The organism is Pseudomonas sp. S2_C03 (assembly GCF_054668405.1).
The window spans coordinates 5,851,481-5,874,128 of record NZ_CP162766.1 but is presented as its reverse complement, the minus strand read 5'-3'; the positions used below and the strand labels follow the sequence as shown (position 1 = coordinate 5,874,128).

The 22,648-nt window shown below is 61.0% G+C and carries 16 protein-coding genes; 14 read left to right on the top strand and 2 right to left on the bottom strand.

The genetic code is table 11. The features are described 5' to 3' along the window. The first annotated feature begins 2 nt into the window (after positions 1–2). Both AB4N64_RS27040 and AB4N64_RS27035 read left to right on the top strand, forming a co-directional pair. On the top strand, positions 3–1,166 hold the full coding sequence (locus AB4N64_RS27040) for a gamma-butyrobetaine dioxygenase (protein ID WP_460120168.1): 1,164 nt from the start codon (positions 3–5) through the stop codon (positions 1,164–1,166). 393 nt (positions 1,167–1,559) lie between these two features. Continuing rightward, positions 1,560–1,823 carry a hypothetical protein gene (locus AB4N64_RS27035; protein WP_460120166.1) on the top strand — a complete coding sequence of 88 codons (264 nt, stop codon included), beginning with the start codon at positions 1,560–1,562 and terminating at the stop codon, positions 1,821–1,823. 129 nt (positions 1,824–1,952) lie between these two features. Here AB4N64_RS27035 and gbdR read toward each other — a convergent pair whose 3' ends face one another. Then, positions 1,953–3,056, bottom strand: coding sequence for a choline metabolism transcriptional regulator GbdR (gbdR, locus tag AB4N64_RS27030; protein WP_460120164.1), 1,104 nt, complete (start codon positions 3,054–3,056; stop codon positions 1,953–1,955). Between the two features lie 476 nt (positions 3,057–3,532). Continuing rightward, positions 3,533–4,909, bottom strand: a complete 1,377-nt coding sequence (locus tag AB4N64_RS27025) for an L-serine ammonia-lyase (protein WP_460120162.1) — start codon at positions 4,907–4,909, stop codon at positions 3,533–3,535. A gap of 437 nt (positions 4,910–5,346) precedes the next feature. Between AB4N64_RS27025 and AB4N64_RS27020 the strand changes: the two genes are divergently transcribed. From AB4N64_RS27020 to yccS, 12 genes are all read left to right on the top strand, one after another. Next, positions 5,347–6,297 carry a choline ABC transporter substrate-binding protein gene (locus AB4N64_RS27020; RefSeq protein WP_460120160.1) on the top strand — a complete coding sequence of 317 codons (951 nt, stop codon included), beginning with the start codon at positions 5,347–5,349 and terminating at the stop codon, positions 6,295–6,297. A gap of 77 nt (positions 6,298–6,374) precedes the next feature. Beyond that, positions 6,375–7,220, top strand: a complete 846-nt coding sequence (gene choW / locus AB4N64_RS27015; protein ID WP_192306691.1) for a choline ABC transporter permease subunit — start codon at positions 6,375–6,377, stop codon at positions 7,218–7,220. Then, on the top strand, positions 7,217–8,395 hold the full coding sequence (gene choV, locus AB4N64_RS27010; protein ID WP_460120158.1) for a choline ABC transporter ATP-binding protein: 1,179 nt from the start codon (positions 7,217–7,219) through the stop codon (positions 8,393–8,395). The genes choW and choV overlap by 4 nt, the downstream gene beginning before the upstream one ends. A 458-nt stretch (positions 8,396–8,853) precedes the next feature. Beyond that, on the top strand, positions 8,854–9,447 hold the full coding sequence (gene betI / locus AB4N64_RS27005) for a transcriptional regulator BetI (protein ID WP_368555772.1): 594 nt from the start codon (positions 8,854–8,856) through the stop codon (positions 9,445–9,447). Between the two features lie 63 nt (positions 9,448–9,510). Continuing rightward, positions 9,511–10,983 carry a betaine-aldehyde dehydrogenase gene (betB, locus tag AB4N64_RS27000; protein WP_460120156.1) on the top strand — a complete coding sequence of 491 codons (1,473 nt, stop codon included), beginning with the start codon at positions 9,511–9,513 and terminating at the stop codon, positions 10,981–10,983. Positions 10,984–11,111: 128 nt separating this feature from the next. Further along, the gene (gene betA, locus AB4N64_RS26995; protein ID WP_460120154.1) at positions 11,112–12,812 is read left to right on the top strand and encodes a choline dehydrogenase; all 1,701 of its coding nucleotides are present in this window, start codon (positions 11,112–11,114) and stop codon (positions 12,810–12,812) included. A gap of 256 nt (positions 12,813–13,068) precedes the next feature. Next, a complete protein-coding gene (locus tag AB4N64_RS26990) occupies positions 13,069–14,511 on the top strand; it encodes a TldD/PmbA family protein (protein WP_460120152.1) in 1,443 nt (480 codons plus the stop codon). Continuing rightward, complete coding sequence (locus tag AB4N64_RS26985; RefSeq protein WP_460120150.1) at positions 14,511–15,857, top strand: TldD/PmbA family protein; 1,347 nt, start codon at positions 14,511–14,513, stop codon at positions 15,855–15,857. The genes AB4N64_RS26990 and AB4N64_RS26985 overlap by 1 nt, the downstream gene beginning before the upstream one ends. Positions 15,858–15,929: 72 nt before the next feature. Next, entirely contained in the window at positions 15,930–17,357 is a 1,428-nt protein-coding gene (gene mdtD / locus AB4N64_RS26980; RefSeq protein WP_460120148.1) for a multidrug transporter subunit MdtD, read from the top strand. Positions 17,358–17,501: 144 nt separating this feature from the next. Next, positions 17,502–18,839, top strand: a complete 1,338-nt coding sequence (dbpA, locus tag AB4N64_RS26975; protein WP_460126874.1) for an ATP-dependent RNA helicase DbpA — start codon at positions 17,502–17,504, stop codon at positions 18,837–18,839. A 158-nt stretch (positions 18,840–18,997) separates the two neighbouring features. Continuing rightward, positions 18,998–20,176, top strand: coding sequence for a BaiN/RdsA family NAD(P)/FAD-dependent oxidoreductase (locus AB4N64_RS26970; RefSeq protein ID WP_460120147.1), 1,179 nt, complete (start codon positions 18,998–19,000; stop codon positions 20,174–20,176). Positions 20,177–20,429: 253 nt separating this feature from the next. Next, positions 20,430–22,616, top strand: coding sequence for a YccS family putative transporter (gene yccS, locus AB4N64_RS26965; RefSeq protein ID WP_460120145.1), 2,187 nt, complete (start codon positions 20,430–20,432; stop codon positions 22,614–22,616). Positions 22,617–22,648: the final 32 nt, after the last annotated feature.

Genomic DNA, 22,648 nt, shown 5'->3' with positions numbered 1-22,648 from the left:
CCATGAACACCGCTGCCGCTTTAGCCGATTTTCGTACGTATCCGTTGATCAGCGCGCTCGGTAGCGTGCGAACCCTGACGGATCGTATCGTGGTGACCTGGGCCGACCAGCGAGTCAGCCCCTTCCATCATCCATGGCTGCGGGACAATTGCCCGTGCACCCAATGCGTTTACAGCGTCACCCGCGAGCAGGTACTGGAGATTGTCGATGTCGCCCAGGACCTGGCGGTGACCAACGTATGCATCGACGAGCACGGTTGCCTGAATATCGACTGGCAGGACGGCCATCAGAGCCGCTTCGATCCAGGCTGGTTACGCGCCCATGCCTATGACGATGAATCACGAGCCGAACGCCTGTCGACCAAGCCCAGGGCGAAGCTCTGGCACAGCGATCTGAAACTGCCGGTGTTCGACTATCAAAAGCTGATGAACGACAACGACGCCCTGTTGCAATGGCTGTTGGCCGTGCGTGATATCGGCCTGACCCAGGTCCGAGGGGTGCCCGTCGAACCCGGCTCGCTGAAGCTGATCGCGCAACGCATTTCCTTCATCCGCGAGAGCAACTTCGGCGTGTTGTTCAACGTGCAATCCAAAGCCGACGCCGACAGCAATGCCTATACCGCTTTCAACTTGCCGTTGCACAGCGATTTGCCGACCCGCGAGTTGCAACCGGGGCTGCAATTTCTGCATTGCCTGGTCAACGATGCCGAGGGGGGCGAAAGCATTTTCGTCGATGGTTTTGCCATCGCCGAGGCACTGCGCCAGGAATACCCTGAGTCGTTCCAGACGCTGTGTGACATTCCCGTGGAGTTTCGCAACAAGGACCGCCACAGCGACTATCGCTGCCTGGCGCCGATCATCGCGTTGAACGCTCTGGGGCAGGTTTCGGAAATCCGCATGGCCAACTTTCTGCGTGGGCCGTTCGATGCCTCGGTGGAGCAGATGCCCAGGCTGTATCGGGCCTATCGCCAATTTATCGCCATGACCCGCGAAAACCGGTTTCGCCTGATGCAAAGGCTCCAGCCCGGTGAGCTGTGGTGCTTTGACAACCGGCGCACGTTGCATGCGCGCAATGCGTTCGACCCGGCCACCGGCGCGCGGCATTTCCAGGGATGCTATGTGGATCGGGATGAGTTGCTGTCGCGCATCCTGGTGTTGCAACGCTAGACCGCATCGACTTCATCGTCGGAACGCCGCCCGGACCAAGCCCGCTCCTATAGGAGATTTGTGCCAGCCACTGATCCACTGCAGGAGCGAGCTTGCTCGCGATGAGGCCCTCCCAGACAACACAAAACCCAAGAATTCACAGACAAAAAAAGCCCCGATACAAGCCGTGACTGAATCGGGGAAGAGGGTACTGTTGAGGAGCCGCCATGCGAGGGTGACCAGACCTTCGTGAAGCAAGCTGGGTCCAGTGTGCCGGCTCCCGGGCAAGGCAAGTTAGCCGAAAACGACATGTTCATAGTCAATGCGGCCATAACGACAAATCGCCCTTGCCGAGCCCCCTCACCCCTACCAGAATCGAGCCACGACATCGTTCCCGGAAGAAGGACTTACGCCATGATGCATGCCGATTTGATCGATCAGGAAGACCTGTTGGGGCAACTCAAATCACTGGGTTTCCAGGTCCCTAACGGCTCCACCGCCGAACAAGCCTGCGAGTGCGCCGTACGCGGTTTGAACGACGAACGTGCGATGACCCTGCGGACCATGGTCAAGCAGATGTACACCAGCAGCGCCACCATTCTCCCGGCCGTACGCCAGGCGATTGATCGGCAACTGCTGCCGGCGTTGGCGGCGTATCAGCAAGGTCGTGCGGTGTAAAAACTCGCCCCCCTGTAGGAGCGAGTTTACTCGCGATGGTAGCCCAGACACCGCGGGCATCCAGACACCCCGTGTCATCGTTAACGACAGTCGCGAGCAAGCTCGCTCCTACAGAAGAGGATGAGGTTTTTACAGCCTCACACTGGCAAACGTCGACTCGTTGCGCGCCTGGCTCAACGCCGATAGCGGTCCGGAAAGTGGCGACAGCACCAGCGCTTGTGGCAGCGGCATCAGTGCCACTTGCTGGGTGGTATTGGAGCCGACGCGTTCGTCACGCGGCGGGATGCCGAAGTACTCACGGTAGCACTTGGAGAAGTGCGGTGTAGACACAAAACCGCAGACCGACGCCACTTCGATGATCGACATCGGCGTTTGCTTGAGCAACTGCCGGGCGCGGATCAGACGAAGCTTCAGGTAGTAACGCGATGGCGAGCAATGCAGGTATTTCTGGAACAGCCGTTCGAGCTGGCGACGGGATACGGCGACGTACACCGCCAGTTCGTCGAGGTCGATCGGCTCTTCAAGGTTGGCTTCCATCAGCGCGACGATTTCCTGCAGCTTCGGCTGGTTGGTGCCCAGCATGTGCTTGAGCGGTACGCGCTGGTGATCCTGTTCGTTACGGATACGCTCGTAGACGAACATCTCCGAAATTGCTGCCGACAACTCACGACCGTGGTCGCGGCTGATCAGGTGCAGCATCATGTCCAGCGGCGCGGTGCCACCGGAGCTGGTGAAGCGGTTACGGTCCAGGGTGAAGAGGCGAGTGCTCATGGCCACACGCGGGAAGGCTTCCTGCATCGAGGCCAGGCATTCCCAGTGCACGCTGCAATCGAAGCCGTCCAGCAAACCGGCGCAGGCCAAGGCCCAACTGCCGGTGCAGACCGCGCCAAGGCGCTTGGACTGACGCGCCTGGCTTTGCAGCCACGACACGTGCTCACGGGTTACGGTGCGTTGAATTCCGATACCGCCGCAGACAATGATGGTGTCCATGGGCGGTGCTTTGTGCATGGAGGCGTCGGGGGTGATCTGCAGGCCGTCACTGGCCCAGACCTGGCCGCCATCGACGGTGAGCGTGGTCCAGCGATACAACTCGCGACCGGACAATTGGTTGGCCATGCGCAGGGGTTCTACGGCAGAGGCCAGGGAAATCAGCGTGAAATTGTCCAGCAGCAGAAAGCCGATGGATTGAGGCGCACGGTTCTGGGGTTGAGCCCCGGAGTTGAACGACGTCATCGCGGTATCTCCTCACACAAAGCAGGTGATGGCCTCAGGCAGAGGCTCTTGTTATGGCCATCGTTCTCGCTCGGGAGACGGGCTTTGTAATGACAGAGCAAATGCCATGCCTAAACTTGAATACGCGTTCAATAAATCCTGAAAACGACCTATGGGCGTGTCTATATAAGCCGCGTCATGAAGAGGGTAATAAGTGCCATAAGGGGCGCAAAGCGCAGTATGGCGAGCGGCGTGAGCAGTTCGGTAGCACTTGTGGGAAGGGGCTGCGGGCGATCTGAGGGGAGTGTCACCCCTGGCACGGGATGACGGGTGGCCTGAGCGGCAAACATACCTCACCGTAAGTGGGGGCATTTATCTGTGAGCGACGCGCTAAAAGGTGGCGTGATAGGCCGAGGGTGTTCGATTTGCGCGCAGTTTTGACTGGTCTACCACTATCGCGGGCAAGCCCGCGATGCAGGTGACTTAGTCCTAAAGACTCAACACTCCACCGCACTCACCGCCAAGCCACCGCGCGATGTTTCTTTATATTTGTCATGCATGTCCGCCCCGGTGTCACGCATGGTGCGGATCACCCGATCCAGGGAAATGAAATGCTGGCCATCACCACGCAGCGCCATTTGCGCCGCGTTGATCGCTTTCACTGCGGCAATCGCATTGCGTTCGATGCACGGAACCTGAACCAGGCCGCCCACCGGGTCGCACGTCAGCCCAAGGTTGTGCTCCAGGCCGATTTCCGCCGCGTTGCACAATTGCTCCGGCGTGGCGCCCAGAATCTCCGCCAGGCCTGCTGCCGCCATGGCGCAGGCCGAACCGACTTCGCCCTGACAACCGACTTCGGCACCGGAAATCGATGCGTTTTTCTTGCACAGGATGCCCACCGCTGCCGCACCCAGGAAATAATCGACCACGTTGGCATCCGTGACCGCTTCGCTGAACTTCATGAAGTAGTGCAACACCGCCGGAATGATCCCCGCAGCGCCGTTGGTCGGCGCCGTCACCATGCGCCCCCCGGCGGCGTTTTCTTCGTTGACCGCGAGGGCAAACAGGTTAACCCACTCCATGGCGCTCAAGGTGGAGCCGATGACATTGGGCTTGTTCAACTCCTGCAGGCTGCGGTGCAACTTGGCCGCGCGCCGACGCACATTCAAGCCGCCGGGCAGGATGCCTTCGTGCTTGAGGCCGTGCTCAACGCAGTCCTGCATGGCCCGCCAGAGCTTCATCAGGCCGGCGCGGATTTCTTCCTCGCTGCGCCAGACGAGTTCGTTGGCCATCATCAGTTCGGCAACCCGCAGGTTGTGACGCTTGCAGAGTTCGAGCAGCTCCACGGCGCTGGAAAAATCGTAAGGCAGCTCGGTGCGGTCCAGATCGACCACGCCGCTGCTGGCCTGCGCCTCATCGACGACAAAACCGCCACCGACGGAATAATAAGTGTCGCGATGCAGCTCGCCGTCATCGCCTTCGGCGACCAGGGTCATGGCGTTGGGATGGAACGGCAGGTTTTCATCGATCAAGCGCATGTCCCGTGTCCAGATGAACGGCACGGGTAGGCGACTGTCGAGCAGCAGGGTGTCGGTTTCGCGCAGGGTGGCGATGCGAATGCCTATTTGCGAAGGATCGATCGCGTCCGGCCACTCGCCCATCAGGCCCATGATCACCGCGTTGTCGCTGCCGTGGCCAATGCCGGTGGCCGACAACGAGCCATACAGCTGGACTTCGACACGCCGCACCTGCTCCAGCACCCCTTGTTCACGCAAACCCTGCACGAACAGCGCTGCGGCGCGCATGGGTCCCACAGTGTGCGAACTGGACGGTCCGATGCCGATTTTGAACAGGTCGAAAACGCTGATAGCCATTGCTGCCGAACTCCTGGATATGCCGATTCCAGGCGCACAGGCGCCCGGTGACGGAGCTGCTACGCTCAAGCTGCAATCCGCCGAGATGGCCGCATCATCGGGCTTTTACGGTGTCGTGCGACGTCTCGAACCGACGCACTCATGTCCACAAACGCCGCTGGCGTTTTACGCCATGTTTCGCCGGTTTTTTGCAGCTCAGCGCGGCAAAAGGACCTGAAAAAATCTGTAAACGACGTCACCAACACTGGATGCGACCATCCCTGTACTGGATACGACGCCCCCTGTAGGCGTCAGATTTTCACTGGTACATGATCTTAATCGACTCGATTGCAGGCGCTGCGGTAAGAGCTGTCTCAAGAACGCCACCCAACCGCAACCCATAAGTGCGGTGGTCCCAGTCGGAACACTGCCAAAAAAAAACACCAAGGAGTCCATTCATGAAAGGTTCCCCGTCGTTGTTGTTGGCCGCCATGCTTAGCCTGCCGCTTCTGGCACAGGCCGCTGAACCCGCACAATGCAATACCGTGAACTTCTCCGATGTCGGCTGGACCGACATCACCGCAACAACCGCCACCACCAGCGTCGTGCTCAACGCACTGGGCTATAAAACCAAGACCACCATGATTTCCGTCCCGGTGACCTACAAGTCCCTGGCCGATGGCAAGAACATGGACGTTTTCCTCGGCAACTGGATGCCGACCATGGAAAACGACATCAAGGCCTATCGCGACGCGGGCACCGTCGAAACCGTGCGCACCAACCTCAAGGGCGCCAAGTACACCCTGGCCGTGCCTCAAGCCCTGTACGACAAGGGCCTGCATGACTTCGCCGACATCGCCAAATTCAAGAAAGAGCTGGACGGCAAGATCTACGGTATCGAGCCGGGCAATGACGGCAACCGCCTGATCCAGAGCATGATCGACAAGAACGCCTTCGGCCTGAAGGACGCCGGCTTCAAGGTCGTCGAATCCAGCGAAGCGGGGATGCTGTCGCAGGTCGACCGCGCGCAGAAACGCGACACCGCCGTCGTCTTCCTCGGCTGGGCGCCACACCCGATGAACAAGCGTTTCAAGATCCAGTACCTCACCGGTGGTGACGATTTCTTTGGCCCCGATTTCGGCGCCGCCACCGTGGCAACCAACACCCGCAAGGGTTACGCCGAGGAATGCAGCAACGTGGGCCAACTGCTGAAAAACCTGGAGTTCACGGTCGACATGGAAAGCGAACTCATGGGCAACATCCTGGACGACAAGATGAAGCCTGACGCGGCCGCCAAGGCGTGGCTGAAAAAGAACCCACAGGTGCTCGATACCTGGCTCGCTGGCGTGACCACCACTGACGGTAAACCTGGCCTGGAGGCCGTGAAAGCCAAGCTTGCGCAGCCTTGATGTAAGAGGCATCGCTTATGCCGGACGGCCTCGGCCGTCCAGGCTGTTTATTTCCTTGCATGCGGACGTTCACTACCATGCTGATTGATCAGAAAATACCTCTAGGCCAGTACATTGCAGGCTTCGTTGAATGGTTGACGCAACACGGCGCCAACACCTTCGACGCCATCGCCGTGTCACTGGAAACGATGATCCACGGCGTGACGTTCGCGCTCACCTGGTTCAACCCGCTGGTCTTGATCGGACTTATCGCCCTACTGGCGCACTTCATCCAACGCAAATGGGGCTTGACCGCCTTCGTCGTTGCCTCCTTTCTGCTGATCCTCAACCTGGGGTACTGGCAGGAAACCATGGAAACACTCGCCCAGGTGATGTTCGCCACCCTGGTCTGCGTACTCATCGGCGTGCCGCTGGGCATCGTCGCCGCGCACAAACCGATGTTCTACACTCTAATGCGACCGGTACTGGATCTGATGCAGACCGTACCGACATTCGTATACCTCATTCCTACCCTGACCCTCTTCGGGCTGGGTGTGGTCCCGGGCCTGATTTCGACGGTGGTGTTCGCGATTGCCGCTCCCATCCGCCTGACTTACCTGGGTATCCGCGATGTTCCACAGGAACTGATGGACGCTGGCAAGGCCTTCGGCTGCTCGCGACGTCAACTGCTGACCAGGATCGAACTGCCCCACGCCATGCCGAGCATCGCGGCCGGCATCACCCAGTGCATCATGCTGTCGTTGTCGATGGTGGTGATCGCGGCACTGGTGGGCGCCGACGGACTCGGCAAACCGGTGGTCAACGCACTGAACACTGCTGATATCGCCCTGGGCTTCGAAGCGGGCCTGGCGATCGTACTGCTGGCGATCATGCTCGACCGTATCTGCAAACAACCCGACGCCAAAGTAGGGGGTGACGCATGAGCATAATTCGCTTCGAAGACGTCGACGTAATCTTCACCAAGGATCCGCGCGAGGCACTCAAGCTGCTGGATCAGGGCATGACCCGTAACGAAATCCTGAAAAAAACCGGGCAGATCGTTGGCGTTGAAAAGGCCAGCCTGGATATCGAGAAAGGCGAAATCTGCGTGTTGATGGGCTTGTCCGGTTCCGGCAAGTCCAGTCTGCTGCGTTGCATCAACGGCCTCAACACCGTCAGTCGGGGCAAGCTGTTCGTCGAGCACGAAGGCCGGCAGATCGACATTGCCTCCTGCTCCGCCGCGGAACTTAAAATGATGCGCACCAAGCGCATCGCGATGGTGTTCCAGAAATTCGCCCTGATGCCTTGGCTGACAGTGCGCGAGAACATCAGCTTCGGCCTGGAAATGCAGGGTCGCCCGGAGAAGGACCGCAGGAAACTGGTCGATGAAAAACTCGAACTGGTGGGCCTGACCCAATGGCGCAACAAGAAACCCGATGAGCTGTCCGGCGGCATGCAGCAGCGTGTGGGCCTGGCACGCGCCCTGGCGATGGACGCCGACATCCTGCTGATGGACGAACCGTTCTCCGCTCTCGACCCGCTGATCCGGCAGGGCCTGCAGGATGAACTGCTGGAGCTGCAACGCAAGCTGAGCAAAACCATCGTGTTCGTGAGTCACGACCTCGACGAAGCGCTGAAGCTGGGCAGCCGAATCGCGATCATGAAAGACGGACGGATCATCCAGTACAGCAAGCCTGAAGAGATTGTACTGAACCCGGCGGACGACTATGTGCGTACCTTCGTCGCCCACACCAACCCGCTGAACGTGTTGTGCGGCCGCAGCCTGATGCGCACCCTGGACAACTGCAAGCGTATCAACGGCTCGGTATGCCTGGATCCGGGCGGTGATTCCTGGCTGGACCTGGCGGAAGGCAACACCATCAAGGGCGCCCGCCAGAATGGCTCAAGCCTGGACCTGCAAAACTGGGCGCCAGGGCAAGCCGTGGAAGAGTTGGGCCGCCGACCTACGCTGGTGGACTCGAACATCGGCATGCGCGATGCGCTGCAAATCCGCTACCAGACCGGCAACAAACTGGTGCTGCACGACAACAACAAGGTGGTGGGGATTCTGGGCGACAGTGAGCTGTATCACGCACTGCTGGGCAAGAACCTGGGCTGAGGCCACAGAAACGAAAGCGCCGCGAGAGATCGCGGCGTTTTTATTTTGGGGTCGTCGGTTACTCACCTTTGAGGCTCATGTCCCCTCCGCGGGCAAGCCCGCTCCCACAGTTCTGGTGGTTGCTCCCAAATATTGTGGCCACCGCCAATCTACTGTGGGAGCGGGCTTGCTCGCGATGAAGGCGGCGCGGTGCTGCGAAAGAACAAATACCCGACCAGCGGGTGTTATAAAGACATCCCGAAAAAGCCCAAAACCCTGCAAGCGCTTGCGCACGCAGGTTTGGAGCTTTTGGGGATGTCGGATTGTCACCACCTGCAAAGTGGAAAAGCCGGCAAGGAGCGACGTTTCGTCGTAGAGCTCACTTTTTGTTGATTGAACGTTCAATCAAAACAAAATAGACTGGCCGCAAGCCGGTAGTCGTTTGACGTCTACCGAAAAGGCCCAAGGAGATGCGCAAGATGCCCAAGGTCGGTATGCAACCCATCCGTCGCCAGCAATTGATCGAAGCCACGTTGCTGGCGGTCGATCAGGTCGGAATGGGGGACGCCAGCATTGCGCTGATCGCCCGTTTGGCCGGTGTCTCGAATGGCATCATCAGTCACTACTTTCAGGACAAGAACGGCCTGATCGCTGCCACCGCGCAGTACCTGATGACGGTCCTGGCCGAGAACGTCACCGCACGTCGTCAGGCGCTGACAGATGACAGCCCGCGGGCGCATCTGCAGGTGATCATCGAAGGCAACTTCGACGCCAGCCAGGTCAATGGCCCGGCAATGAAAACCTGGCTGGCCTTCTGGGCCACCAGCATGCACCACCCGTCCTTGCACAGGTTGCAGCGGATCAACGATCACCGCCTGTATTCCAACCTGTGCTGCCAGTTCCGCCGCGAATTGCCGCTCGATGATGCGCGCAGTGCAGCCCGGGGCCTGGCGGCACTCATTGACGGTTTGTGGTTGCGCGGCGCGCTGTCGGGAGATGCTTTCGACACCGAACAGGCGCACCGGATCGCTTACGAATACATGGATTTCCAACTGGCCAAGCGGGTGAGTTAGAGCACACCTAGAACGCTCAATACCCCCGATCGAGCCAATCACTGATGCACTTGCGAGGACTTTATGGCCCGTTTCGAACTGCAAAAACTCTACATCGATGGCGGTTACAGTGACGCTGGCAGCGATGCCACCTTCGAAACCATCAACCCGGCTAACGGTGAAGTCCTCGCAAAAGTACAACGCGCCACCAGGGACGACGTCGAGCGCGCCGTGGTCAGCGCCGAAAAGGGCCAGAAAATCTGGGCCGCCATGACCGCCATGGAGCGTTCGCGCATCCTGCGTCGCGCCGTGGAAATCCTGCGTGAGCGCAATGACGAACTGGCCGCGCTGGAAACCCTGGACACCGGCAAGGCCTACTCCGAGACCCGCTACGTCGACATCGTGACCGGCGCTGACGTGCTGGAATACTACGCGGGCCTGGTGCCTGCCATCGAAGGCGAGCAAATCCCGCTGCGCACCACATCGTTCGTCTACACCCGTCGCGAGCCACTGGGCGTCGTGGCTGGTATCGGTGCGTGGAACTACCCGATCCAGATCGCCCTGTGGAAATCCGCACCGGCCCTGGCCGCGGGCAACGCGATGATCTTCAAGCCGAGCGAGGTGACCTCGCTGACCACCCTGAAACTGGCCGAGATCTACACCGAAGCCGGCGTTCCGGCCGGTGTGTTCAACGTGTTGACTGGCAGCGGTCGTGAAGTCGGTACCTGGCTGACCGAGCACCCGCGCATCGAAAAAGTGTCGTTCACCGGCGGCACCGACACCGGCAAGAAAGTCATGGCCAGCGCCTCCAGCTCTTCGCTCAAGGATGTGACCATGGAACTGGGCGGCAAATCGCCGCTGATCATCTGCGATGACGCCGACCTGGATCGCGCCGCCGACACCGCGATGATGGCCAACTTCTACAGCTCCGGCCAGGTCTGCACCAACGGCACTCGCGTGTTCGTGCCCAGCCACCTCAAAGCCGCGTTCGAAGCCAAAATCGCCGAGCGTGTGGCGCGCATTCGCATCGGCAACCCGGAAGACGAAAACACCAACTTCGGCCCGCTGGTCAGCTTCGCTCACATGGAAAGCGTGTTGGGTTACATCGCCAAAGGCAAGGAAGAAGGCGCTCGCGTGCTCTGCGGTGGCCACCGTCTGAGCGAAGGCGAATTCGCCAAGGGCGCGTTCGTGGCGCCAACCGTGTTCACCGACTGCACGGATGACATGACGATCGTGCGTGAAGAAATCTTCGGCCCGGTGATGGCGATCCTGACCTACGACACCGAAGAAGAAGTGATCCGCCGCGCCAACGACACCGACTTCGGCCTGGCCGCCGGCGTGGTGACCAAGGACCTGAACCGCGCCCACCGCATCATCCATCAACTGGAAGCGGGCATCTGCTGGATCAACGCCTGGGGCGAATCCGACGCCAAGATGCCGGTCGGTGGCTACAAGCAGTCGGGTGTGGGCCGGGAGAACGGCATCAGCTCGCTGAACAACTTCACGCGTATCAAATCGGTACAGGTCGAGCTGGGCGATTACGCATCAGTGTTCTGATGAGCCCCGAGCGGCAAGCTTCAAGCTGCCAGTAAAAGCAGTTTGGCTTGCCGCATCTCTTCGATACGCCGCTCGCTGCTTTTTCTTGCAGCTTGAAGCTTAGAGCTCGCAGCTCTCAAGGAGCCCCCATGACTCAAGAATATGACTACATCATTGTTGGCGCAGGATCGGCAGGCAACACCTTAGCCACCCGCCTCACCGAAGACGCTGGCGTTACCGTGCTGCTGCTCGAAGCAGGCGGCCCGGATTACCGCCTCGATTTCCGTACACAAATGCCGGCCGCCCTGGCCTTCCCGTTGCAAGGTCGCCGCTACAACTGGGCGTACGAAACCGATCCTGAGCCGCACATGGACGGGCGCCGCATGGAGTGTGGTCGCGGCAAGGGCCTGGGTGGCTCTTCGTTGATCAATGGCATGTGCTACATCCGTGGCAACGCCATGGACTACGACGGCTGGGCCAAACTGCCTGGCCTGGACGACTGGTCCTACCTCGATTGCCTGCCGTATTTTCGCAAGGCGGAAAGCCGTGACATCGGTCCCAATGACTACCACGGTGGCGATGGCCCGGTCAGCGTGACCACGCCCAAAGCTGGCAACAATCCGTTGTTCCACGCCATGGTTGAAGCCGGCGTGCAGGCCGGCTACCCGCGTACGGAGGACCTCAACGGGTTCCAGCAGGAAGGTTTCGGCCCCATGGACCGCACCGTGACACCGAAGGGCCGCCGCGCTTCCACTGCCCGCGGTTACCTGGACGTGGCGAAGAAGCGTTCGACCCTGACTATCGTCACCCACGCCTTGACCGACAAGATCATTTTCGAAGGCAAGCGCGCCGTCGGCGTGCGCTACCTGGTGGGTGCTGCCGAAGAGCGCGTCGAAGCCCGCGCGCGCAAGGAAGTGCTGGTGTGCAGCGGTGCAATCGCCTCGCCGCAGCTGTTGCAACGCTCCGGTGTTGGCCCGGCCAAACTGCTGCAAAGCCTGGACATCCCAGTGGTCCACGACCTGCCGGGTGTCGGTGAAAACCTGCAGGATCACCTCGAACTGTACCTGCAATATGCCTGCACCCAACCGGTCTCGCTGTACCCCTCGCTGCTCTGGTACAACCAGCCGGCCATTGGTGCCGAGTGGCTGTTCAACGGTACCGGCATCGGCGCCAGCAACCAGTTCGAAGCCGGCGGTTTTATCCGCAGCCGCCCGGAATTCGAGTGGCCGAACATCCAGTACCACTTCCTTCCGGTGGCGATTAACTACAACGGCAGCAACGGTGTGAAGGAACACGGTTTCCAGGCGCACATGGGTTCGATGCGTTCGCCGAGTCGCGGGCGCATCCAGGTCAAGTCCAAGGACCCGCGCCAGCACCCGAGCATTCTGTTCAACTACATGGCCACCGAGCAGGACTGGCAGGAATTTCGCGATGGCATCCGTCTGACTCGGGAAATCATGCAGCAGCCAGCACTGGATGCGTATCGTGGTCGTGAGATCAGCCCGGGCATCGAAGTGCAAACCGACGAGCAGCTCGATAAATTCATCCGCGAGCACGCCGAAACCGCGTTCCACCCGTCCTGCTCGTGCAAGATGGGCACCGACGACATGGCAGTGGTCGATGGCCAGGGTCGTGTACACGGCATGCAGGGCCTTCGTGTGATCGATGCCTCGATCATGCCCATCATCACCACGGGCAACCTGAACGCGCCGACGATCATGATCGCCGAAAAAATTGCCGACAAAATCCGTGGTCGCCAGCCATTGCCGCGCAGCACGGCGGATTACTATGTGGCCGGCGATGCGCCAGTGAAGGGCAAGGCGGTGCGGGAAGTCAGCCAGCCAGCTTAAGACCGCGTCGCCCCAATCGCGGGCAAGCCCGCTCCCACAGGTTTTCGGTCGGAACACAAATTTGTGATTCAGCCGAGAGACTGTGGGTGCGGGCTTGCCCGCGAATAGGCCCTCACAGGCACCAAACATGATCGTTCTGGCAGTGCACCAACCTTGATCCCTCCCCCCTGGCAGGCCTACTCTAGCGCCACGCGACCGTTTCACCCTCCCCCCGCAACGCCGCTCCACCATCACTCCATCGCCAGGAGGTTCAGGCATGTTCGATTTCCACCCCCAGCTCAAGCAGCGCTTCGCTGCCTTGCGCACGGGCGCTGACTTCTTTTCATTGCGTTATGTACGCGAGTCCGGCCAGTACTTGTCGGTGCGCAAGAACGTCGCCGAACCGCCGAGCCTGCGGCGTGACGAAGGTGCGATGCTGACCGTGCGCGTGAACGGCGTCGAAGCCTACGCCGCCACCAACGACTTGTCGCAAACCGGCCTGCAGGCCGCACTGGAAAAAGCCGAACAGCAAGCGCGCCAGCTCAAGCCCCATGCCTTGCTCGACCTGCGCGAGCAGCGCGTGTCCAGTGACCGCGCCGATTACTTTTCGCCAAACCTCGACCAGCCCTTCCCTTCCTTGAGCGAATGCTACGAGTTGCTGGGCGCCGAATCCGCCGCAGTGCCCAAGGACGAGCGACTGGTGAACTGGCAGGTGAGCATCGGCATCACCCACGTCGAGCAGATCTACTTGAGCAGCGCGGGCGCCGAACTGCGCCAGGCCCAACGTTTCGTCTACCCGGGCCTGGACGTCACCGCCTACGACGGCAATGACAGCCAGACCCGCAGCCTGGGGCGCGAGAACTTCGGTCAGCAGGGCGGCGCGGACGTGATCAACCGATGCGGCTTGATCGGTGCTGGCCCGAAAGTCGCCGACCAGGCGCTGCAATTGTTGTTGGCGCCAAACACTCCACAGGGCCCTCGGGACCTGTTGCTGATGCCCGATCAGATGATGCTGCAGATCCACGAGTCCATTGGCCACCCGCTCGAGCTGGACCGCATCCTCGGCGACGAGCGCAATTACGCCGGCACCAGCTTCGTCAAGGCGCAGGACTTCGGCCATCTGCAGTACGGCTCGAAGCTGCTCAACGTGACCTTCGACCCCGACATTCCCGAGCAATTGGCCAGCTACGGTCATGACGACGACGGCGTTGCTGCGACCAAGCAGTTTTTGATCAAGCAAGGATTGCTCCTGCGACCACTGGGCGGAGCGCTGTCGCAATTTCGCGCCGGCATGGACGGCGTCGCCAACAGCCGCGCATGCAGCTGGAACCGTCCGCCCATCGACCGCATGGCCAACCTCAACATCGAACCCGGCGATCAGCCGCTGGCGCAACTGATCGGCAACATCGAGCACGGCATCCTGATGTCCACCAATCGCTCGTGGTCAATTGACGATGCGCGCAACAAATTCCAGTTCGGCTGCGAGTGGGGTCAATTGATCGAGAATGGCGAACTCAAGGGTGTGGTGAAAAACCCGAATTACCGGGGCGTTTCCGCGCAGTTCTGGAAGAGCCTGAGCGCCGTTGGCGATGCAGACACCTTCCAGGTATTGGGCACTCCGAACTGCGGCAAGGGCGAGCCCAACCAGGTCATCCGCGTCGGCCACGCGTCGCCGGCCTGTGTGTTCAGCCATATTGATGTATTCGGGGGAGAAGCCTGATGCCGCTATCCAATCCAGCCAACAGTCAGGCAGAGTCGTTCAAGGCGCTGGTCAAAGGCCTGCGCGAAGCGATTCGTGAGCCTGAACAATTCACCCTCAGCTATGGTGCCGAATCGTCAGCCTTCGTGCGTTTCAACCATGGAAAAGTGCGCCAGGCCGGCCAGGTGCAGCAGGCGAGCATCGGATTGAAGCTGATCAGCGAAGGCCGGCATGCCGACCTCGATATCACGCTGACAGGTGAGGCGCAGGTGGATCAACAGCGCTTGGCCGAGGGCCTTCAACAACTGCGCGAGACCCTGCCGTTGCTACCGCAGGACCCTTATTTGCTGCTCAATCACAACAGCTGGCAAAGCAACAACGTGCAGGCGCATCCGCTACCGGACACCGAACACGTCGTTGGCCTGATTACCCGAGCCGCCGTAGGCCTGGATCTGGTGGGTTTCTATGCGGCAGGCCCGATCAGCCGAGGCTTCGCCAGTTCGGCGGGCGCGTTCGGCTGGCATCAGGCGAACAGCTTCAACTTCGACTTCAGCCTGTTCCATGAAAATGGCCAGGCAGTGAAAGCCAGCTATGCCGGGCACGACTGGAGCGCTGACAGCTTCACCCGACGTTTCTCCCAGGCGCGCGAGCAACTCGAACTGCTGGGTCGGCCCCTGCGCACCCTGGCACCCGGACAATACCGCGCCTACCTGGCGCCCGCCGCGCTGGAAGAAATCATGGGTTTGTTGAGCTGGGGTGGTTTCTCGGCGCAGTCGATCGCCAGCAAAAGCAGCCCGTTGCAGAAACTCTATGCCGGCGACCAGTCGTTCAGCCCGCTGGTGTCCATCGATGAGCGGGTCAGCGGTTCGTTGAGCCCGGCATTCTCTGGCGAAGGTTATCCGCGCAGCGATCTGAAACTGATCACCCAAGGTCGGGCCGACGCGCAACTGGTGAGTTCACGCAGCGCCGCCGAATACGGCCTGACAGCCAACGGCGCCAGCGGCTACGAAGCACCGAGTGCCTTGAACATGGCCGCCGGAACGCTGCCTGACGCAGACGTTCTCAAACAACTGGGCACGGGCCTGTACATCAGCAACCTGTGGTACCTCAACTACTCGGATCAACCGGGTGCCCGCATGACCGGCATGACCCGCTTTGCGACATTCTGGGTGGAGAATGGCAAGATCCAGGCGCCCGTCAGCACCATGCGTTTCGATGACAGCGCCTTCAGTCTGCTCGGCTCACAACTGGAAGCGCTGACCCAGGAGCGGGAACTACTGCTGTCAGCGAGCACCTATAGTCAGCGGGCAACGGATTCGGCGTTGTTGCCGGGGGCGTTGGTGAGCAAACTGACCTTGACCTTGTAAACACAGAAACTGTGGGAGCGGGCTTGCCCGCTCCCACAGTTTCTGGTTACCCGACCATTCAAAAGAGGCCCCATGCCCAACCGCCCCGCTCTCGATGCTGTCACTGCCCGCTGGTTGCCGTGGGTGGTGGCGATTGCATTCTTCATGCAGTCCCTGGACGGGACCATTCTCAACACCGCCCTGCCGGCCATGGCCCGCGACCTGGCGGAAGACCCCTTGCGCATGCAGGGCGTGATCATCGCCTACATGCTCACGGTCGCCTTGCTGATCCCCGCTTCGGGCTGGATTGCCGACCGCTTTGGCACCAAGAAAATCTTCTTTGGCGCCATCCTGCTGTTCAGCATCGGCTCACTGCTCTGCGCCCTGTCGAGCAGTCTGAGCATGCTGATTGGCGCCCGGGTGATCCAGGGCCTGGGAGGCGCACTGATGCTGCCGGTTGGGCGGCTGGTGGTACTGCGCGCTTACCCGCGCTCGGAACTGGTGCGGATCATGGGCTTCATCACCATCCCGGGCCTGCTCGGCCCCTTGATCGGCCCGACCATGGGTGGCTGGATGGTCGAGTACTTGACCTGGCACTGGATCTTCCTCATCAACCTGCCGGTCGGCGCCATCGGTTGCTACGCCGTGTGGAAATTCATCCCCGACCTGCGCGGCAGTGAACGTACCCGCTTCGACGGCCTCGGTTTTCTGCTGTTCGGTGCGGCGATGATTCTGATCACCATCGCCATGGAAGGTTTGGGCGAGCTGCACCTGCCGCACTTGCGAGTGATGTTGCTGCTGTTTGGCGGCATGGCGTGCCTGGCGGCTTACTGGCTGCGAGCCGGGCACATTGATAATCCTTTGTTCTCGCCGTCGCTGTTCAAGACCCGAACGTTCGCCGTCGGCATTCTCGGCAATCTGTTTGCCCGCCTGGGCAGCGGGGCCCTACCGTTCCTGGTGCCGTTGCTGCTGCAAGTGGCGCTCGGGTACTCGCCGTCCCAGGCCGGGATGAGCATGCTGCCGCTGGCTGCCGCAGCGATGGTCGCCAAGTCGGTCGCACGGCCGATGATCGAGCGCCTGGGCTATCGCATCGTTCTGACCGGCAACACCCTGGCGCTGGGCCTGATGCTGGCGAGCATGGGCCTGGTCAGCGAGCAGACGCCCTACTGGCTGCTGCTGGGCATGCTTGCGGTGTTGGGGGCGATCAACTCGTTGCAGTTCACTGCAATGAACACCGTGACCCTGATCGACCTCGATGATGCCAGCGCCAGCAGCGGCAACAGCCTGCTGTCGGTGGTTGCGCAATTGTCCCTGAGCCTGGGCGTGGCCTGCGCGGGCGCATTGCTGGGCGGGTTTACAGCGCAAGTCGGCAATGACGGTGTGGACACGGTGCTGGGCGCATTCCAACTGACATTCGTCACGGTTGGCATCATGGCAATGCTCGCGGCGACGATCTTTTCCCAGCTATCGCCCAACGACGGGCGCCGGGTGGTCAATCGCGAGCACGATATCGACCACTGAGCGAGCATGGCGGCCAAAGGCTATTCGTCCAGAATTTGCAGGTAGTGTGGGCGGGACTGGTACACTGCGCGACATTTTGTTTTGCAGGCCCGTCCCGTGACCACCATTGCCACCGAATTTAATACTCTGCCGCTGTCTGCCGCCATGCTGGCTAACCTCGAATCCCTCGGTTATGCCCAGATGACGCCGATCCAGGCGCAGAGCTTGCCGGTGATCCTCAAGGGGATGGACCTGATCGCCCAGGCCAAGACCGGCAGCGGCAAGACCGCTGCCTTCGGCATCGGCCTGCTCAACCCGATCAACCCACGCTACTTCGGTTGCCAGGCACTGATCCTGTGCCCGACCCGCGAGCTGGCCGACCAGGTCGCCAAGGAAATCCGTCGCCTGGCCCGCGCCGAAGACAACATCAAGGTCCTGACCCTGTGCGGCGGCGTGTCCCTGGGTCCGCAGATTGCCTCCCTGGAGCACGGCGCGCACATCATCGTGGGCACGCCGGGCCGCATCCAGCAGCACCTGCGCAAGGGTTCGCTGGTGCTGCATGGCCTGAACACGCTGATCCTCGACGAAGCCGATCGCATGCTCGACATGGGTTTCTACGACTCCATCGAAGAAATCATCATGCAAGCCCCGGAGCGTCGCCAGACCCTGTTGTTCTCCGCCACCTACCCGGTCGGCATCAAGCAACTGGCAGCGAAGTTCATGCGCAACCCGCAGCAGGTCAAGGCCGAGGCGTTCCATGACGACTCGCAGATCGAGCAGCGCTTCTACGAGATTTCTCCAGAAGAGCGCATGAGCGCGGTGACCAAGGTGCTTGGCTACTTCCGCCCGGCATCCTGCGTAGCGTTCTGCTTCACCAAGCAGCAGGTACAGGAAACCGTCGACCACCTGACCGCCAAGGGCATCTCCGCGGTCGGCCTGCATGGCGACCTGGAACAACGTGACCGCGACCAGGTGCTGGCAATGTTCGCCAACCGAAGCACCTCGGTGCTGGTGGCCACTGACGTCGCTGCCCGCGGCCTGGACATCGATTCGTTGGACATGGTGATCAACGTCGAGCTGGCCCGCGATTCGGAAATCCACATCCACCGCGTGGGCCGTACCGGCCGTGCCGGTGAGAAGGGGCTGGCTATCAGTCTGGTGGCACCTGCCGAAGCACAGCGCGCGCAGGCCATCGAAGCACTGCAGAAGTCGCCATTGACCTGGGACCAGGTGGACAACCTGACCGCCAAGGGCGGCGGCCCCCTGCTGCCACAGATGAGCACCTTGTGCATCGCCGCCGGGCGCAAGGACAAGGTGCGTCCGGGCGACATCCTGGGTGCACTGACCGGTGACGCCGGCATTCCCGGCGCACAGGTCGGCAAAATCGCGATCTTCGATTTCCAGGCCTACGTCGCGGTGGAACGCGGCGTCGCCAAACAGGCCTTGCAGCGCCTGAATGACGGCAAGATCAAGGGCCGTTCGTTGCGGGTGCGGATCCTTTAAGACCTGACCGCATTCCCTGTGGGAGCGGGCTTGCCCGCGATGACGGCCTGACAGACAGCTACTTTGCGGGATGTGCCGACCTCATCGCGGGCAAGCCCGCTCCCACAGTTTGTTTTGTGTGTACGTGTTGTTTTGTGGTGAATGAAGAGGACACCGTTTTGCGCTCTACCGAAGTCGTGATCATTGGCGCAGGCGCCGCAGGGTTGATGTGTGCACTGACCGCCGCCGGACGTGGGCGTCAGGTGCTGTTGCTCGACCATGCGAACAAGGCCGGCAAGAAAATCCTGATGTCGGGCGGTGGCCGCTGCAACTTCACCAACATGTACACCGAACCTGGCAATTTCCTCTCGCAGAACGCACATTTCTGCAAGTCCGCCCTGGCCCGCTATACCCAGTGGGACTTCATCGGGATGGTTGCCAAGCATGGCGTGCCCTACCACGAGAAAAAACTCGGGCAGTTGTTCTGCGATAACAAATCCAGCGACATCCTCGAAATGCTGCTCAGCGAGTGCGACCAGGCCGGCGTCAGCCTGCACCTGGATACTTCGATCCAGAGCATCGAGAAGCTGGAGCGCGGCTACCTGCTGGACACCACCCTCGGCCAGGTGACGTGCCAATCACTGGTGATCGCCACCGGCGGCCTGTCGATTCCGACCCTGGGCGCCACGGGTTTCGGTTATCAGGTGGCCAAACAATTCGGTCACGAATTGCTCCCCACCCGCGCCGGCCTGGTGCCGTTCACCATCACCGACCAGCTCAAGGCGTTGTGCAGCGAGCTGTCCGGGACCTCGGTGGATTGCCTGGTGAGCTGCAACGATCAGAGCTTTCGCGAAAACATACTGTTCACCCATCGCGGCCTCAGCGGTCCGGCGATTCTGCAGATTTCCTCGTTCTGGCAGCCAGGCGACACGGTTGAAATCAATCTGTTGCCTGACCACGACGTGCCGGGCTGGCTGCAACAACAGCAAGCCGAACGCCCGAACAGCGAGCTGAAGACCCTGCTCGGTGAGATTTTCACCAAGAAGATGGCCAATCTGCTGGCGGACAACTGGTTCGCATCCAAGCCGATGAAGCAGTACACCCACGCCGAAATGGCCGACATTGCGCAGAAACTGGCGAGCTGGAAAGTCGTGCCGGCGGGCACCGAAGGCTATCGCACGGCCGAGGTGACCCTGGGCGGCGTGAACACCAACGAGGTGTCGTCCAAGACCATGGAGTCGCTTAAAAGCCCAGGCCTGTATTTCATCGGCGAGGTCCTGGATGTCACCGGGCACCTGGGTGGCTTCAACTTCCAGTGGGCCTGGGCCTCGGGCTATGCGGCTGCGCAGTACGTCTGATTGAGCGCATCCCCCCTGTAGGAGCGAGCATGCTCGCGATGGAAAAAGAACACCGCTGGGCGTCAGACAGCCAGCGTTATCGTTGACGACCATCGCGACGGTTCGACGCCTCGACATGCTCGCTCCTACAGTGGGGGGTGACGCGATGCAGGGATAAGGAACAGATTTTGCTGTCACATGTGATCGGCGCCATTGCGCCGACGTCATTAGTGGCTCAATTTAGCGGCATTGCCTCGGAAGGCCTTCGCACTTCATGTCATCGACCCCTCTTCGTCAGTCTCTGCGTCGTATCTGGGCGCTGGATAAATTCAGCTACAGCGTGCGGGTATTCATCGCCCTGACCGGCAGCATGGCGCTGTGCTGGTATCAGGATGAAATGGGCCTGCTGATTCCGTTGTTCCTCGGCATCATCGCCTGCGCCCTGGCCGAGACCGATGATAGCTGGCAAGGCCGCCTCAACTCGCTGGCGGTGACGCTGGTGTGTTTCACCATCGCCGCGCTGTCGGTCGAATTGCTGTTCCCCTACCCGATCATTTTTGTCGTTGCCCTGGCCCTCGCCGGTTTCGGCCTGACCATGCTGGGCGCGCTGGGCGAGCGTTACGGAGCGATCGCTTCCGGCACGTTGATTCTGTCGGTCTACACCATGATCGGCGTGGACCAGCGCGGTGGTGCGGTCACCGATTTCTGGCATGAACCGATGCTGCTGGTCGCGGGGGCGGCGTGGTATGGCCTGCTCTCGGTGTTGTGGCAGGCGCTGTTTTCCAACCAGCCCGTCCAGCAAAGCCTGGCGCGTCTGTTCCGGGAGCTGGGCTTTTACCTCAAGCTCAAATCGTCGCTGCTCGAACCGGTCCGGGGGATGGACGTGGAAGCGCGCCGGCTGGAACTCGCCCAGCAAAATGGCCGGGTGGTCGCCGCGCTGAACGCCGCCAAGGAAATCATCCTGCACCGGGTCGGCAACGGCCGGCCAGGCTCGAAAGTCAGCCGTTACCTGAAACTCTATTTCCTCGCCCAGGACATTCACGAACGCGCCAGTTCCTCGCACTATCCGTATAACGCCCTGGCCGAAGCATTTTTCCACAGCGACGTGCTGTTCCGCTGCCAGCGCCTGCTGCGCCAGCAAGGCAAGGCCTGCCGCGCCTTGGCCGAGTCGATCCAGATGCGCCAGCCGTTCATCTACGACGCCAGTTTCGCCGAGGCCTTGGGCGACCTGCACGCTTCACTCGAACACCTGCGCATCCAGAGCAACCCGGCCTGGCGTGGATTGCTGCGATCCTTGCGCGCGCTGGCCGCCAACCTTGGCACCATGGATCGCCTGCTCAGCGACGCCAGCAACCCCGACGCCCTCGCCGACGCCAGCGACAGCAGCCTGCTCGACCGTTCGCCGCGTAACCTCAAGGACGTGTGGGTTCGCCTGCGCACGCAATTGACACCCACGTCGCTGCTGTTTCGCCACGCCCTGCGGTTGCCCCTGGCCTTGAGCATCGGCTACGGCATGGTGCACTTGATACACCCTTCCCAGGGTTACTGGATCATCCTCACCACCCTCTTCGTCTGCCAGCCGAACTACGGTGCCACGCGACGCAAGCTCGGGCAGCGGATCATCGGCACCGCCATCGGCCTGACCGTGGCCTGGGCGCTGTTCGACCTGTTCCCCAACCCGCTGGTGCAGTCGTGCATCGCCATCGTTGCCGGGGTGGTGTTCTTTATCAGCCGCACCACCCATTACACCCTCGCCACCGCCGCTATCACCCTGATGGTGCTGTTCTGCTTCAATCAGGTGGGCGACGGCTACGGACTTTTCCTGCCTCGCCTGTTCGATACCCTGCTGGGCAGCCTGATCGCCGGCCTCGCGGTGTTCCTGTTCCTGCCAGACTGGCAGGGCCGACGCCTGAACAAGGTGCTGGCCAACACGCTGACCTGCAACAGCATCTACCTGCGCCAGATCATGCAGCAATACGCCGCCGGCAAAAGCGACGACCTCGCCTATCGCCTGGCCCGACGCAACGCCCACAACGCCGATGCGGCGCTGTCGACGACGCTGGCCAACATGCTGATGGAGCCTGGGCATTTCCGTAAGGAGGCCGATATAGGATTCCGCTTTCTGGTGTTGTCGCACACCTTGCTCAGCTATCTCTCAGGGCTGGGCGCCCACCGGGAAACCCAATTGCCAGCGGAAGTGCGTGAGCACCTGATCGAAGGTGCAGGAGTGAAACTGGCGAGCAGCATCGATGAAATCGCACAAGGACTGACCAGCAAAATGCCCATCGCGATTCAGAGCGATGAAGAAGAAGCCATGGCCAACGAACTGGAACAGATGCCGGATGAGATCGACGAAGGCCAGCGGCTGGTACAAACCCAACTGGCGCTGATCTGCCGACAACTGGGGCCGCTACGCACGTTGGCAGCACACCTGATCAAAGACACCAGCGAAACCCCATGACTTGAAGCTCGAAACTTGCAGCTTGCAGCTTG